This window comes from Geodermatophilus saharensis (genome assembly GCF_900188205.1).
GTDB classification, from domain to species: Bacteria; Actinomycetota; Actinomycetes; order Mycobacteriales; family Geodermatophilaceae; genus Geodermatophilus; species Geodermatophilus saharensis.
In genome coordinates, this window is record NZ_FZOH01000007.1 from 175,119 (window position 1) to 189,569 (window position 14,451).

Here is a 14,451-nt window from a genome sequence, read left to right on the forward strand (position 1 = left end):
GGGTCCGGACCGGGCTCTGGTCGCCTCGCGGCGAGAGGCACGACGCGGCTCCAGCCCCCGACCGGGGTCGGGGCGGTGTTCCGCGACGGCGGTATCCAATTGGCACCCGGGGACACAGAATCGCCCGGTCCGGACGACACCGACGGTACCCCTCTCCCCGGCGGTGACACATCCGATCGCCGGGAACCCGGCCTGCCAGACTCCTCAGCCGTGGCCGACCTGACACCCACCGAGGCCGCCGTGCTCGACGCCGTCGACGACGCCGCCGCGGTCGACCTGCTGTGCCGGCTGGTCGCCGTCCCCTCGGTCGGCGGCACCGCGGCCGAGTCGGAGGTGCAGGCCCTGGTCGCCGCCGAGCTCGACGGGCTCGGCTGCGACGTCGACCACTGGGCGATCGACCTCGAGACCGCCGCGACCGCGCCGGACGCGCCCGGCCAGGAGGTCGCGCGCGAGGAGGCGTGGGGCGTCGTCGGCACGCTGCCCGGGCGGGCGGAGGGGGACCCCGCGCTGGTGCTGTGCGGCCACTCCGACGTCGTCCCGACCGGCGACCGCGCGCTGTGGGACGGCGACCCGTTCCTCCCCCGGCTGGCCGGCGGCGACGTGCACGGGCGCGGGACCTGCGACATGAAGGGCGGCCTCGCGGCGTCGGTGGCGGCGCTGGCCGCGGTGCGCGCGGCGGGCGTGCGGCTGCGCCGTCCGGTGGCGCTGCACAGCGTGATCGGCGAGGAGGACGGCGGCCTGGGCGCGTGGGCGACGCTGGCCCGCGGCCACCGGGGCGACGCCTGCGTCATCGCCGAGCCCACCGACGGCGCCGTGGTCACCGCCGCCGCCGGGGCGCTGACCTTCCGGCTGGAGGTGACCGGCCACGCCGCCCACGCGGCGATGCGCGACCGCGGGGTCAGCGCGGTGGAACTGTTCGCCGCGGTGCACGCCGACCTGCGGGCCCTCGAGGAGGAGCGGCAGCGCGACGCCGACCCGCGCTTCGCCGGCGAGCGGTACCCCTACGGCCTGTCGATCGGCACGGTGCACGCCGGGGACTGGGCCTCGACGGTGCCCGACCGGCTGGTCGCCGAGGGCCGCTACGGCGTGCGGCTCGGCGAGCCGGTCGAGGCCGCCCGCGCGGCGTTCGAGGAGCGCCTCGCCGCGTTCTGCGCCGGGCACCCGTGGCTGGCCGCCCACCCGGTGCAGGTGGCCTGGACCGGTGGGGCCTTCGCCAGCGGGTCGCTGCCGGCGGGCGACGCCCTCCTCGGCCAGGTCCGCGACGCCGTCGTCGACACCGGCGGCGCCCTGCCGCCCGAGCGCGCCGTGCCCGCCGGCACCGACCTGCGGCTCTACGCCGCCGCCGGCGTCCCCGCGCTGCACCTGGGTCCGGGCGACCTGCACCTCGCGCACGGCCCGGCCGAGCGGGTGCCCGTGGCCGAGGTGGCCGCCGTCGCCCGCGCGCTGGCGTTGCTCACCGTCCGGCGCTGCGGGGTCGCGTGATCGGCTACGAGGACTTCGCGGCGCTGACCGGCGACTCCCCCACCGCGCGCACCGAGTGGGCCGCCGTCGTCGCCGCGTGGAGCGAGCCGCACCGCCGCTACCACGACCTGCACCACCTGGCCGCCGTCCTCGGGCTGGTGCGCGAGCTGGGCGCCGCGGCCGACGACGCCGCCGCCGTCGCGCTGGCCGCCTGGTACCACGACGTCGTCTACGACCCCCGCCGCGGCGACAACGAGCAGGTCAGCGCCGAGCGGGCACGGGCCGGCCTGCGCGGGCTGGTGCCCGCGGCGCGGGTCGAGGAGGTGGTGCGGCTGGTGCTGCTCACCGCCGGGCACGGCGCCGCGCCGGACGACGCCAACGGCGCGGTGCTCTGCGACGCCGACCTCGCCGTCCTCGCCGCGCCCCCGGACGCCTACGCCGCCTACGCCTCCGCCGTGCGCGCGGAGTACGGCCACCTGCCCGACGAGGCGTTCACCGCCGGGCGGATCGCCGTGCTGGAGTCGCTGCTGGCGCTGCCGGCGCTCTACCGGCTGCCGGCGACGGCGGCCTGGGAGGCGCGGGCGCGGGCCAACCTCACCGCGGAGATCGGCCTGCTGCGCGCGCGGTCTTCCTGACCCGCAGGCCGGCGGCGGTCAGCCGGGCGAGCAGCTCCCGCGCGCCCACGGGCTGCGCCCCGGCGGCGACCGCGACGTCGTAGAGGTCCTCGGGGACGTCGTAGTGGTCGCCCTGGAACGCCCGGCGCGGGATGCCGAGCTCGGCGGCGACGAAGGCGTGCAGCTCGTCGTGGGAGACGTCGCTGACCAGGTGCGACCACCGGCGCCCCCGCCAGGGCCAGACGGGGCTGTCGATCAGCACGACCACGGGCCCAGTCTGCCCGCCCACTACGGTCGACGCCGTGGACGAGATCCGCTGGGGCGTCGTCGGGCCGGGCCGCATCGCGCAGAGCGTGATGGGCGACTTCGCGCACGTGCCGGGAGCCCGGCCGGTGGCCGTCGCCTCCCGCTCGATCGACCGGGCGCGGGCGTTCGCCGAGCAGCACGGGCTCGAGCGCGCCCACGGCTCCTACGCCGACATCGTCGCCGACCCCGACGTCGACGTCCTCTACCTGGCCACCCCGCATCCGCAGCACCACGCGGTCGCGCTGGCCGCCATCGCGGCGGGCAAGGCGCTGCTGGTGGAGAAGGCGTTCACCGCGACGCTGGCCGGCGCGCAGGAGGTCGTCGACGCCGCGCGGACCGGCGGCGTCTTCGTCATGGAGGCGATGTGGACGCGGTTCCAGCCCGCCGTCGTCCGGCTGCGGGAGCTGGTCGCCGAGGGGGCGATCGGCGAGGTCCGGTCGGTGCAGGCCGATCTGGGCGTCGACCGCGCCTACGACCCCTCCGACCGGCTGTTCGCCCTCGAGCTCGGCGGCGGCGCGCTGCTCGACCTCGGCGTCTACGTCGTCTCCTTCGCCCAGATGCTGCTGGGCCCCCCCGACACGGTCACCGCCGTCGGCTCCACCTACCCCACCGGGGCCGACGCGGAGGCGGCGCTGCTGCTCGGCTGGGCGGACGGCCGCTCGGCCACGCTGACCACGTCGCTGCGGTACCCGACGCCGGGACAGGCCCGGGTGTTCGGGACTCAGGGGTGGGTCGACGTCCTCCCCCGCTTCCACCACCCGGCCACCATCGTGCTGCACCGCACCGGTGCCGAGCCCGAGGAGATCACCCTCCCGCCGGACGGTGTCGGGTACTCCCACGAGCTCGCCGAGGTCACCCGGTGCGTGCAGGAGGGGCACCGCGAGAGCGCGGTCATGCCGCTGGCCGACACCCTCGCCGTGCAGGACGTGCTCGAGCAGGCGGCCCACCAGCTCGGCGTGCACCACCGCGAGGACCCGCACGTCCTCGGCTGATCAGGCCGCCGCCCAGGCCGCGCCGGTCGCCTCCTCCGGCGTCGGCACCCGGGTGGGCGTGCGGCCGGCCCGGTGCACGGCGCCGGCCAGCGCGACGGCGTCGACGACGGCCGCGCCGCCGGGGTCGTTGTTGAGGTAGACGAACACGTCCTCGTCGTCGGCGTAGGTGGCCGCGAGGCGCTGTGCCCACTCCTCGAGCACCGCCGGGGGGTAGCCCCAGCCCTCCGCACCGGTGTGCAGCCGCAGGTAGCCCCAGGCCGCCGTCCGCCACAGCGGCGTCACCGGCCGCTCCGCCCGGTCGGCCCAGCACAGCGCGGCGCCGTAGCGCTCCAGCAGCGCCCGCACCTCGTCGGTCCACCAGCTGTCGTGCCGCGGCTCCACGGCGACCCGCAGGCCCGGCGGGAAGCAGGCGAGGCAGTCGCGCAGCAGGCCGACGTCGGCCCTGAGCGTGGGCGGCAGCTGCAGCAGGACGACGTCGAGGCGGTCGCCCAGGCCCTCGGCGTGCTGCACGAGGCGGGCCACCGGCTCCTCGGGGTCGCGCAGTCGCTTGACGTGGGTGAGGTAGCGGCTGGCCTTGACCGCCCAGCGGTAGTCCGGCGGGGTCCGCTCGCGCCAGGCGGCGAAGGTGTCCCGCTCGGGCAGCCGGTAGAACGCGGCGTTGCTCTCGACGGTGGCGAAGTGCCGCGCGTGGTGCTCCAGCCACAGCCGCTGCGGCAGGCGCTGGGGGTAAAAGCGGCCGCGCCAGTCGCGGTACTGCCACCCCGACGTCCCGATCACCACGGCCACGCCGTCGGCCTACCCTCCGCACCCATGGCCGACGCACCCGCGCGCTTCAAGGACCTCTGCATCGACGCCCGCGACCACCAGGCGCTGGCCGACTGGTGGTGCGCCGCGATCGGCTACGTCCGCCGCGACACCCTGCCCGACGGGACGCCGCGCGAGCGGGACTGGCCGGTGCTCATCGAGGACCCGGCCGGGGGCGGCCCGGTGATCTGGCTCAACCCGGTGCCCGAGGCGAAGGTGGTCAAGAACCGGGTGCACCTCGACGTCGTCGGCGACTCCGCGGCGCTGCAGGCCGCCGGTGCCACGGTGGTGCGGGCCTCCGACGAGCGCCCGGGTCACCAGGCCGACGAGGACGCCGGGGAGATCGGCTGGGACGTGCTCGCCGACCCCGAGGGCAACGAGTTCTGCTGCTTCCCGCCCGGCTCCTGACCCCGCTCGCCCGTCGAGATCACGCGATCTCGACGCACACGACGCCGGCCCGCGTCGAGATCACGTGATCTCGACGGGACAGGCCGGGCGCAGAACGCCGACAGGGGCGGCCCCGCGAGTGCGGGACCGCCCCTGCCGGAGGTGACGTTCTGAAACGGCTACGTCATAGGGACCCGCGGCGCGCGAAGCGTATCGTGGGGGACGACGTAGTCCTTCATCAGAAGTCCATGCCGCCCATGCCACCGTCGCCACCGGGGGCGGCCGCAGCGGCCTTCTCCGGCTTGTCGGCGATGACGGCCTCGGTGGTGAGGAAGAGCGCCGCGATGGAGGCGGCGTTCTGCAGCGCCGAGCGGGTGACCTTGGCCGGGTCGATGATGCCGGCCGAGACCAGGTCCACGTACTCGCCGGTGGCGGCGTTGAGGCCGTGGCCCACCTCGGAGTTGCGCACCTTCTCCGCCACGACGCCGCCCTCGAGGCCGGCGTTGACGGCGATCTGCTTCAGCGGCGCCTCGAGCGCGACGCGCACGATGTTGGCACCGGTGGCCTCGTCACCCTCGACGTCGAGCTTCTCGAACGCGACGGCGGCGGCCTGCGCCAGGGCGACGCCACCACCGGCGACGATGCCCTCCTCGACGGCGGCCTTGGCGTTGCGCACCGCGTCCTCGATGCGGTGCTTGCGCTCCTTGAGCTCGACCTCGGTCGCGGCACCGGCCTTGATGACGGCGACGCCACCGGCCAGCTTGGCCAGGCGCTCCTGCAGCTTCTCGCGGTCGTAGTCGGAGTCCGACTTCTCGATCTCGGCGCGGATCTGGTTCACCCGGCCGGCGATCTGGTCGCTGTCACCGGCACCCTCGACGATCGTCGTCTCGTCCTTGGTGACGACGACCTTGCGGGCGCGGCCGAGCAGCGAGACGTCGGCGGTGTCGAGCTTGAGGCCGACCTCCTCGCTGATGACCTGGCCGCCGGTGAGGATGGAGATGTCGGCGAGCATGGCCTTGCGGCGGTCACCGAAGCCGGGGGCCTTGACGGCGACCGACTTGAAGGTGCCGCGGATCTTGTTCACGACCAGGGTCGCGAGGGCCTCGCCCTCGACGTCCTCGGCGATGATGGCCAGCGGCTTGCCCGACTGCATGACCTTCTCCAGCAGCGGGAGCAGGTCCTTGACCGAGCTGATCTTGCTGTTGACGACGAGCACGTACGGGTCGTCGAGGACGGCCTCCATGCGCTCGGCGTCGGTGACGAAGTAGGGCGAGATGTAGCCCTTGTCGAAGCGCATGCCCTCGGTGAGCTCGAGCTCGAGGCCGAAGGTGTTGCTCTCCTCGACGGTGATGACGCCTTCCTTGCCGACCTTGTCCATCGCCTCGGCGATGAGCTCACCGATGGCGGTGTCGGCGGCGGAGATCGACGCGGTGGCGGCGATCTGCTCCTTGGTCTCGACGTCCTTGGCGGTCGAGAGGAGGTGCTCGGTGACCGAGGCGACGGCCTTCTCGATGCCCTTCTTCAGGGCCATCGGGTTGGCGCCGGCGGCGACGTTGCGCAGACCCTCGCGGACGAGCGCCTGGGCCAGCACGGTGGCGGTGGTGGTGCCGTCACCGGCGACGTCGTCGGTCTTCTTCGCGACCTCCTTGACCAGCTCGGCGCCGATCTTCTCCCAGGGGTCCTCGAGCTCGATCTCCTTGGCGATGCTCACACCGTCGTTGGTGATCGTGGGAGCGCCCCACTTCTTCTCGAGGACGACGTTGCGGCCCTTGGGGCCGAGCGTCACCTTGACGGCGTCGGCGAGGGTGTTCATGCCCCGCTCGAGGCCGCGGCGCGCCTCTTCCTCGAAGGCGATCATCTTGGCCATGTGGTGATGTCCTCCATGCATGGATCGCTGCACGGCCGGGACCGGCGCCCGCGACGGACGACACCGGCGCCGCGGACGCTCCTACGGCCCGCGCTCCGGTGCCTCACCGTTCCGACCTGATTGGCACTCGGCACTGTCGAGTGCCAATCCGAAGTCTGGCACTCGCCCCTGCCGAGTGCAAGAACGGGGGGTGGGGCGGGGCTGTTCCCGCCCTGGCCCTCCCCGGGAACGGCGACGGCCCGGCCCCCCGCTCGGGGGACCGGGCCGCGGCTCGGTGCTCGGGAGCTCAGGCGACGCGCACGCCGTCGGCCTGTGGGCCCTTCTCGCCCTGGACGACCTCGAAGGTGACCCGCTGGCCCTCGTCGAGGCTCTTGTACCCGTCCATCTGGATGGCGGAGTAGTGGACGAAGACGTCCTGCCCGCCGTCGACGGCGATGAAGCCGAAGCCCTTCTCGGCGTTGAACCACTTCACGGTGCCCTGTGCCACGTGTGCTCCCACGTTCGTGCGTGCGGACGACCCCCGTGATCCGGGGGCCGGGGTACAGCTCACCCGCCCGTGGACACGTGCGTGGAACTGACGACCGCGCGAGACGGTACAACAGCGAGGTCGTCGCGGGGAGATCCTGCACACACGACCCGGCCACGATCCGGCGACGGGGTGACACCCGACCGGATCGGCTTCCCGGGGACGGTACGCGTCAGCCGACGAGGCCCGCCGCCCGGGCCGACCGCAGCGACGGGTCGATCCGGTGGGTGGGGCCGACGACCGGCGTGAGCGGGTCGAGGGTCTTGAGGCCCTCGCCGGTGTTGAGGACGACGGTCTCCTGCGCCGGGTCCAGCCGCCCGTCCTCGACCAACTGCCGCAGGACGGCGACGGTGACGCCGCCGGCGGTCTCGGCGAAGACGCCCGTGGTGCGGGCGAGGTCCCGGATGCCCTGGACGATCTGCTCGTCGCCGACCCGGCCGACGGCGCCGCCGGTGCGGCGGATCGCGTCGAGCGCGTACGGGCCGTCGGCGGGGTTGCCGATGTTGAGCGACTTGGCGATCCCGGTGGACTTGACCGGCTTCACGACGTCCCAGCCGTTGTCGAACGCGGTGGCGATCGGGTCGCAGCCGGCCGACTGGGCGCCGAAGACCCGCCACGGGGTGTCCTCGGCGATCCCGGCGGCCACCAGCTCGCGGAAGGCCTTGTCCACCTTGGTCAGCAGCGAGCCCGAGGCCATCGGGATGACGACCTGGGCCGGGATCCGCCAGCCGAGCTGCTCGGCGATCTCGTAGCCCATCGTCTTGGAGCCCTCGGCGTAGTAGGGCCGCACGTTCTGGTTGACGAAGGCGGTGTCCTCGAACTCGTCGGTCTCGGCGAGCTCGCTGGTCAGCCGGTTGACGTCGTCGTAGGAGCCGTCGACGGCGACCAGCGTCTGGCCGTAGACGGCCGACTGCACGACCTTGCCCGGCTCGAGGTCGGCGGGGATGAAGACGTAGGAGGGCAGGCCGGCGCGGGCGGCGTGCGCGGCCACGGAGTTGGCCAGGTTGCCGGTGGAGGCGGCCGCGATCTTCGCGTACCCCAGGCCCCTGGCCGCGGTCGCGGCGAGACTGACGACGCGGTCCTTGAACGAGTGGGTGGGGTTGGCCGAGTCGTCCTTCACCCACAGGCCGCCCGTGATGCCGAGCTCCGCGGCGAGCCGGTCGGCGCGCACCAGCGGGGTGAGCCCGGGGTCGAGCGAGACGCGGTCGGCGGGGTCCTGGCCCACGGGGAGCAGGCCGGCGTAGCGCCAGATGTTCTGCGGGCCGGCCTCGATCTGCTCGCGGGTGACCGCGCGCATGCGCTCGGGGTCGTAGTCGACCTCCAACGGGCCGAAGCACTGCGCGCAGGCGTGCTCGGCGACCAGGCCGAAGGTGGCGCCGCAGTTGCGACAGACCAGTCCGCGCGCGGGACTCGCGGGGACCTCGGTGGGGGGCGGGGCGGTCAGGGTCATGCGACGACTACCTCCTCATCTTCCCCGCGACGGGCCGTCGAGCCGCGCGGGACGGAATTGGCACCTTCCGCGCGCAGGTCGCGTGCGGCGGTTGCCGGGGCTTCACCGGGCCGTGTCCCTCTGCCCCTCTGGATGAGTGGAACGCGGCCGACTCTACCCACCCGGGAGCCCCGGCCCGGCCGGCGGCACGGCCGGTCCGGCTCTCGACACGCCCCGGGTCCCCGGCGCACCATGCGGGCCCCACCGACCCGCGAGGAGGGCCGTGCACCCCGGTCGCGGACACCGCCGCCCCTGGCCCGGGCTGGCCGCCGCGCTCGCCCTGGCCGTGACCGGCTGCGGGAGCGGTGACGGGGACACCGGGCCGGCCGCGACGGCACCTCCTCCCTCCCCGCCGGCGAGCAGCTCCGCCGCTCCGGCGCCCGGGCTCGCCGCCGTGGCCGGTGACCCCCGCGCCGGACTGCGGGGGAGGCTGCTGCAGTACCGGCGCGACGTCCCGGCCCGGCGCCTGCAGGTGGAGCTCGTCGCCGGCAACGCCGGCCTCGTCGTGGAGGCGCTCGACCTGGTCGCCCCGGGTGTACCGACGGCACCGGCGGACCCGCGGGGCGCCGAGCTGCGCCCGGGCGCCGGGCTGGCGCTGCCCGTGGTGGCCGCGGCGAGCGACTGCGCGACCACACCCGGCGCGCCGCACGCGGTGGTGCGGCTGCGCGACGCCACCGGGGCGCAGCGGGAGGTCGACGTCCCCCTCGACGACGGCGGCCTCGTCGCCCGGCTGCACGAGGCCGACTGCGCGGAGCAGGAGTTCGCGCGGCAGGTCCGCATCGAGGCGACCGGCGTCCGGGAGGTCGACGGCGCCGAGGGTCCGGCACTGGACCTGACCGTGCGGTTGACCCGGCTCGCCGGCAGCGACCCGCTGCGGGTGACCGGGGTCGGCTCGAACACCGTGTACGCGGTGGACGCCACCGGCCCGCTGCCCACGCTGGACGACGAGCCCGCCGTCGAGGTGGTGCTGCGGATGCGGCCCTCGCGGTGCGACGTCCACGCCCTCGGGGAGAGCTACCGCACCGGGCTGGTCGGGCTCGTGGTCGCCCTCGCCGACGCCGAGCCGCGCCCGGTGGTGGTGACGCCCGGCCCGGAGGTCCGGCGCCGGCTGGAGGCGTTCGCGGTGGAGACCTGCCGGGCCGGTACGGACTGACGACGACGGCAGGTGAGGATGGGCGGGTGGCAGCGCGCATCGTCTACACCGACCTCGACGGCACGATGGTCGGCCCGCGGGGGTCGTTCTGGCACGGCGCCGACGGCTCCCCCACCGCCGAGCCCGCGGCCGCGCTGCTGGAGCTGCACACCGCCGGCGTCGAGCTGGTCATCGTCAGCGGGCGCACCGCCGACCAGGTCACCGAGGCCGGCCGGATCTTCGCCGCCGAGGGCGCCATCGCCGAGCTGGGCTCGCTGGTCACCTGGCGGGGCGGCCGCGAGCGGCACCAGCTCACCGGCGAGCTGCCCGCCGAGTACGCCGGCCGCACGCCGATGGACGTGATGGCCGAGCTCGGCGTCGTCGAGGCGCTGTGTGCCGCACACCCCGGCCGGCTGGAGTGGCACGCGCCCTGGCACGCCACGCACGAGGGTGACGCGCTGCTGCGCGGCTACGTCGACCCGGCCGCCGTCGACGCGTGGCTCGCCGAGCGCGGCCTGGGCTGGCTGACCCTCCACGACAACGGCGCCATCCCGGCCTCGGCGCGGCTCCGGCTGGCACCCGAGGGGCAGCTGGCGCGGGTCTACCACCTCATGCCGCGCGGCATCTCCAAGGGCGCGGCCATCGCCTGGGACCTGCGGCGGCGCGGCCTCGACCCCGCCGACGCGGTGGCCGTCGGGGACAGCGTGAGCGACCTGGACATGGCCGGCGCCGTCGGCCGGCTGTGGATCACCGCCAACGGGGCCGAGGTCGACGGCATGGCGGGGCTCATGGCCGCCGTCCCGAACGTGTCGGTGACCGACGGCGCGATGGGCGTCGGCTGGGCCCAGGCGGTGAGAGCGAGTTTGTGACACCGCGGTCCTACCGGACCGCACCGCGGCCAGGTGCCGTCCCCCTGCCGCGTGGAGCCGCTGCGCGCGGACCTGGCGAGGACCCTCCGGGCCCGTCCCCGCGTCCCGCCCCCGCAGGGCGGCTCACCTCGGTCAGCTGGTGACGTCGCGGCGGGCGAAGTGGCGGAAGCCGAGTGCGGTGAACACCGCGACGTAGACCAGCGACTGCACCACCCCGCGGAAGAGGTCCGAGGAGTCGACCGGCGTCTGCAGCAGGTCGGTCCAGGCGAAGGACTCGGCGGTGGGGAACCAGTCGCGGATCGCCCCGAGCTGCTCGACCTGGTCGAGGATCGAGAAGACGATCGTGGTGAACACCGCGCCGCCGACGGCGGCCAGCGGCGCGTCGGTGACCGTGGACAGCCAGAACGCCAGCGAGCCGACGACGAGCAGGTGCACCGACAGGTAGCCGAGCATCCCCGCCAGCCGCAGCAGCCCCTCGCCCTGCGGCAGGCTCACGCCGATCGGCGTGCGGATGTCGCCGAAGCCGAACGCGATGCCGCCGGCCACCACCGCGACCAGGGCGAGGGTGAGCAGGGCGGCCACCGCCAGCACCAGCGCGGCCAGCCACTTCTGCCGGAGCAGCCGCATCCGCGGCACCGGGGTGGCGAGCGTGTAGCGCAGCGACCCCCACTGGGCCTCGCTCGCGACGGTGTCGCCGAAGAACAGCGCGTAGACGACCACGAGGAAGAAGCCGGTGGTCGCGAACAGCACGAACAGCGTGAAGTTCAGCCCGCTGGAGGTGGCGACGTCGACCAGGTTGATCCGGCTGTTCTCCTGCGCGTCCTCGCTCGCGCCCAGCTGCAGCGCGGCGATGAGCACCAGCGGCAGGGCCACCATGAGCGCGAACACGCCCAGGGTGCGCCGCCGCCTGAACTGCCGGCGCAGCTCCACCGGCAGCCGCAGCGTGCGCTCGGGGCGGTAGCCGGCGACGGCGCCGGTGGGCTGGACGTGCTCGGTCGCGGTCACGACTCCCCCACGAGTGCCAGGAACGCGTCCTCCAGGCGGCGGCGCGGCGTGAACTGGTCGACGGCGACGTCGGCGGCCACCAGCGCCTGCAGCGCGGCCGCGCGGGAGGTCTGCGGCCCCAGGTCGGCGACCAGGCCGTCGTCGGTGCGCTCGACGGCGACGCCGGGCAGCCCGGCCAGGACGGCGGCCGCGCGGTCGGCGTCGGCCGGGTCGGCGAGGCCTATGAGCACCGCGCCCCCGGCGCCGACGATCTCCTCCACCGTGCCCTGCGCGATCTTCTGCCCCTTGGCCATGACGACGACGTGGGTGCAGGTCTGCTCGATCTCGCTGAGCAGGTGGCTGGAGACGATCACCGTGCGGCCGGTGGCGGCGTAGGAGCGCAGCACCTCCCGCATGGCGTGGATCTGCGGCGGGTCCAGGCCGTTGGTGGGCTCGTCGAGGACCAGCAGGTCGGGCAGGCCGAGCATCGCCTGGGCGATCGCGACCCGCTGCCGCATGCCCTGGCTGTAGCGGCGGACCGGGCGGTCGATGGCGGCGCCGAGGCCGGCGACCTCGATCGCCTCGTCCATGTGCGCGTCCTCGACCGGCCGGCCGGTGGCCGCCCAGTACAGGGTCAGGTTGTCGCGGCCCGACAGGTGCGGCATGAGGCCGGTGCCCTCGACGAAGGAGCCCAGCCGCGACAGCACCGGGGCACCGGGTCCGGCGGCGTGGCCGAAGACGCTGATCCGTCCCTGCGTCGGGCGGATCAGGCCCATGAGCATCCGCAGCGACGTCGTCTTGCCCGCGCCGTTGGGCCCGAGCAGGCCGAGCACCTGGCCGCGGCGGACCTCGAAGGACAGGTCGCGGACGGCCACGAAGCCGTCCTTGTAGGCCTTGGTCACGCCCTCGAAGCGCAGCGGCACGTCCTCGCCGTCGGGCTCGACGGCCGAGGTGACCCGGCGGCGCCGGCGCCCCCACAGCACCGCGGCCGCCCAGCCGAGCAGCCCGAGGACGACGACGGCGCCGAGCAGCCACCACCAGCGCGAGGTGCCGCCGTCGGCCTGCGCCTCCCCCGCCACGGAGGGGACGGCGAGCGCGCTGCCGCCGTCGCCGGCCAGGGACACCGAGTAGACGCCCGCGTCGGCCGGCAGCGCGAAGGCCTGGTCGGTGGAGGAGACGACGACGCGCATCGTGTGGCCGGCCTCGAACCGGTGCACGATCCCCGGCAGCGTGACGGCGACCTCGGTGGGCGCGGCGGGGTCGGCCGACAGGCCGGTCAGCGACAGGGGGGCGACCAGCCCGCCGGGCAGCGTCTGCGCGCCGTCGGGGCCGACGTCGTAGAGCTTGGCGAACAGGGTCGCGGTGCCGGTGGGCGAGGCGACGGCGAGCTCGACGGTGGGCGCGCCGACGACCTCGACGGCCCCGTCGAGCGGCTCGGTGGCGAAGGCGGCGAACTGGCCGGGGATCTCGACGGCGGCGCCGCCCAGCGCCGAGGCCAGCGCCCCGAGGCCGGGGACGGTGGTGATCGCCGCGGGCGTGCCGCCGGCCGGCGTGACCACCGGCTGCAGCGGGCCGTCGAGGGCGAGCTCGGTGCGCGCGGTGGGCTCGGTCCCCTCCAGACCGGGGTAGGCGTCGGCGACGACGCTCTGCGTGCCGCCCTGGACGCTGCCGAGGGTGCTGCCCAGGCCGCTGGGCACGGGGAACTCGAAACCGGTGCCGGGGTCCTCGCCGCGGGCGGGGTCGTCCGCGTCGCGCAGGTGCCAGGAGAACCAGCCGGCGACGAGGTCGCGCAGCTCGGCGGTCTCCCGCTCGGAGGCCGGGGAGTCGTGGCCGCCGGCGTACCAGACGACCTTCACCGGGGTGCCGGTGGCGGCGATGCCGCGGGCGTTGGCGTCGGACTGGCCGAGGCCGAACAGGGAGTCCTCGGTGCCCTGGACCAGCAGGGTCGGCGCGGTGATGCGGTCGAGCACGGCCGCCGGGCTGCTGCGGTCGAGCACCGCGGCGACCTCGGGGGTGAGCGTGCCGGTGGCCGCGGCCGCCTGGTAGGCGGCGCAGATGTCGGCGCGGAACCGGCCGCAGGTCAGCGCCTGCTCCACCGCGGCGGGGTCGACCGTCGAGAGGTCGACCGGCAGGTCCTCCGGCGAGGGGACGGAGGCGGGCGCGGCGGCCGCGCCGTCGCCGGTGGCGGCGGTGCCGCCCCCGCCGTCCTCGCCGTCCTCGGCCCCGGCGGCGCCGTCCCCGCCGCCGAGGGCGTCGAGCAGCCCGCCGCCGGGGACCGAGCCGACGCCGAAGAACAGCCCGGCCCACAGCCGCTTGTAGACGCCGGTGTCGGCGGCCTGCGGGGTGGCGGCGGGTGTGGCGGCGTCGGCGGTGCCGCTCTGGGAGGGGAACAGCGCGGCGGTCAGCGAGTTCCAGGTGATCTGCGGCGCGATGGCGTCGACCCGGTCGTCGTAGGCCGCGCCGAGCAGCGACAGCGCCCCGCCGTAGCTGGCCCCGGCGACGCCGACCCGCGGGTCGCCGTCGCCGTCGAGGAGGACGTCGTCGCGCCCGGCGAGCAGGTCGAGCAGGGTGGAGAGGTCGGCGACCTCGTAGCGGGGGTCGTCGAGGCCGATCTGGCCGGTGCTCGCGCCGAACCCGCGCGCGGAGTAGGTCAGGACGACGAAGCCGCGACCGGCGAGGTCGCGGGCGTCGTCGGCCACCGACTGCTTGCTGCCGCCGAAGCCGTGCGCGAGGACGACCGCCGGGGCGGGGTCGTCCGCGGTGGCCGACCCGGGCAGGTACAGCGTGGTGTCGAGCTCGACGGCGTCGGCACCGGAGCCGGAGGGGACCCGGGCGTCCTCGGTGCGCACCTCCTCCGCCGCGACGGCGGTCGCCGGCGCCCACGCGAGCAGGCTGCCGGTGACCAGCAGGGCGAGGAGGGCGCCGAGCGTCGTGCGGGCGCCGGGGCGCGGGCGAGGACGCACGGGCCCGCGGACGGGACGCACGAAGCGGCCAACGGACGGTCCCGCGCCGGTGTTCCG

The 14,451-nt window shown here is 75.5% G+C and carries 13 protein-coding genes and 1 riboswitch; of the genes, 6 read left to right on the forward strand and 7 right to left on the reverse strand.

Annotated elements, in window-relative coordinates; all coding sequences use genetic code 11:
- The first annotated feature begins 210 nt into the window (after positions 1-210).
- A complete protein-coding gene (locus CHC04_RS17310; RefSeq protein ID WP_089405179.1) occupies positions 211-1,482 on the forward strand; it encodes an ArgE/DapE family deacylase in 1,272 nt (423 codons plus the stop codon).
- A complete protein-coding gene (locus CHC04_RS17315; RefSeq protein ID WP_089405180.1) occupies positions 1,479-2,096 on the forward strand; it encodes an HD domain-containing protein in 618 nt (205 codons plus the stop codon). The genes CHC04_RS17310 and CHC04_RS17315 overlap by 4 nt, the downstream gene beginning before the upstream one ends.
- Here CHC04_RS17315 and CHC04_RS17320 read toward each other — a convergent pair.
- Positions 2,056-2,343, reverse strand: a complete 288-nt coding sequence (locus CHC04_RS17320; RefSeq protein WP_089405289.1) for a DUF4031 domain-containing protein — start codon at positions 2,341-2,343, stop codon at positions 2,056-2,058. The genes CHC04_RS17315 and CHC04_RS17320 overlap by 41 nt on opposite strands.
- A gap of 34 nt (positions 2,344-2,377) precedes the next feature.
- On the opposite strand from CHC04_RS17320, the gene CHC04_RS17325 reads away from it, so the two are divergent.
- A complete protein-coding gene (locus CHC04_RS17325) occupies positions 2,378-3,373 on the forward strand; it encodes a Gfo/Idh/MocA family protein (protein ID WP_245817372.1) in 996 nt (331 codons plus the stop codon).
- Here the strand turns inward: CHC04_RS17325 and CHC04_RS17330 are convergent, their stop codons facing one another.
- The gene (locus CHC04_RS17330) at positions 3,374-4,159 is read right to left on the reverse strand and encodes a DUF72 domain-containing protein (protein ID WP_089405181.1); all 786 of its coding nucleotides are present in this window, start codon (positions 4,157-4,159) and stop codon (positions 3,374-3,376) included.
- Positions 4,160-4,183: 24 nt separating this feature from the next.
- On the opposite strand from CHC04_RS17330, the gene CHC04_RS17335 reads away from it, so the two are divergent.
- Positions 4,184-4,585, forward strand: a complete 402-nt coding sequence (locus CHC04_RS17335) for a VOC family protein (protein WP_089405182.1) — start codon at positions 4,184-4,186, stop codon at positions 4,583-4,585.
- A 217-nt stretch (positions 4,586-4,802) separates the two neighbouring features.
- Here the strand turns inward: CHC04_RS17335 and groL are convergent, their stop codons facing one another.
- The 3 genes from groL to thrC form a co-directional block, all read right to left on the reverse strand.
- Entirely contained in the window at positions 4,803-6,431 is a 1,629-nt protein-coding gene (groL, locus tag CHC04_RS17340) for a chaperonin GroEL (protein ID WP_089405183.1), read from the reverse strand.
- Positions 6,432-6,717: 286 nt separating this feature from the next.
- The gene (locus CHC04_RS17345; protein WP_089405184.1) at positions 6,718-6,918 is read right to left on the reverse strand and encodes a cold-shock protein; all 201 of its coding nucleotides are present in this window, start codon (positions 6,916-6,918) and stop codon (positions 6,718-6,720) included.
- Positions 6,919-7,129: 211 nt separating this feature from the next.
- Positions 7,130-8,407: a threonine synthase gene (gene thrC, locus CHC04_RS17350; RefSeq protein ID WP_089405185.1), complete on the reverse strand. Its 1,278-nt coding sequence runs from the start codon at positions 8,405-8,407 to the stop codon at positions 7,130-7,132.
- A gap of 12 nt (positions 8,408-8,419) precedes the next feature.
- Positions 8,420-8,546: riboswitch (SAM riboswitch) on the reverse strand.
- Between the two features lie 123 nt (positions 8,547-8,669).
- Here thrC and CHC04_RS17355 point away from each other — a divergent pair.
- Both CHC04_RS17355 and CHC04_RS17360 read left to right on the forward strand, forming a co-directional pair.
- Entirely contained in the window at positions 8,670-9,599 is a 930-nt protein-coding gene (locus tag CHC04_RS17355; protein ID WP_089405186.1) for a hypothetical protein, read from the forward strand.
- A gap of 26 nt (positions 9,600-9,625) precedes the next feature.
- On the forward strand, positions 9,626-10,447 hold the full coding sequence (locus tag CHC04_RS17360) for an HAD family hydrolase (RefSeq protein ID WP_089405187.1): 822 nt from the start codon (positions 9,626-9,628) through the stop codon (positions 10,445-10,447).
- Positions 10,448-10,579: 132 nt separating this feature from the next.
- Here CHC04_RS17360 and CHC04_RS17365 read toward each other — a convergent pair whose 3' ends face one another.
- Together CHC04_RS17365 and CHC04_RS17370 are read right to left on the reverse strand one after the other, a co-directional pair.
- The gene (locus tag CHC04_RS17365; protein WP_089405188.1) at positions 10,580-11,452 is read right to left on the reverse strand and encodes an ABC transporter permease; all 873 of its coding nucleotides are present in this window, start codon (positions 11,450-11,452) and stop codon (positions 10,580-10,582) included.
- Complete coding sequence (locus CHC04_RS17370; RefSeq protein WP_245817374.1) at positions 11,449-14,394, reverse strand: alpha/beta fold hydrolase; 2,946 nt, start codon at positions 14,392-14,394, stop codon at positions 11,449-11,451. The genes CHC04_RS17365 and CHC04_RS17370 overlap by 4 nt, the downstream gene beginning before the upstream one ends.
- Positions 14,395-14,451: the final 57 nt, after the last annotated feature.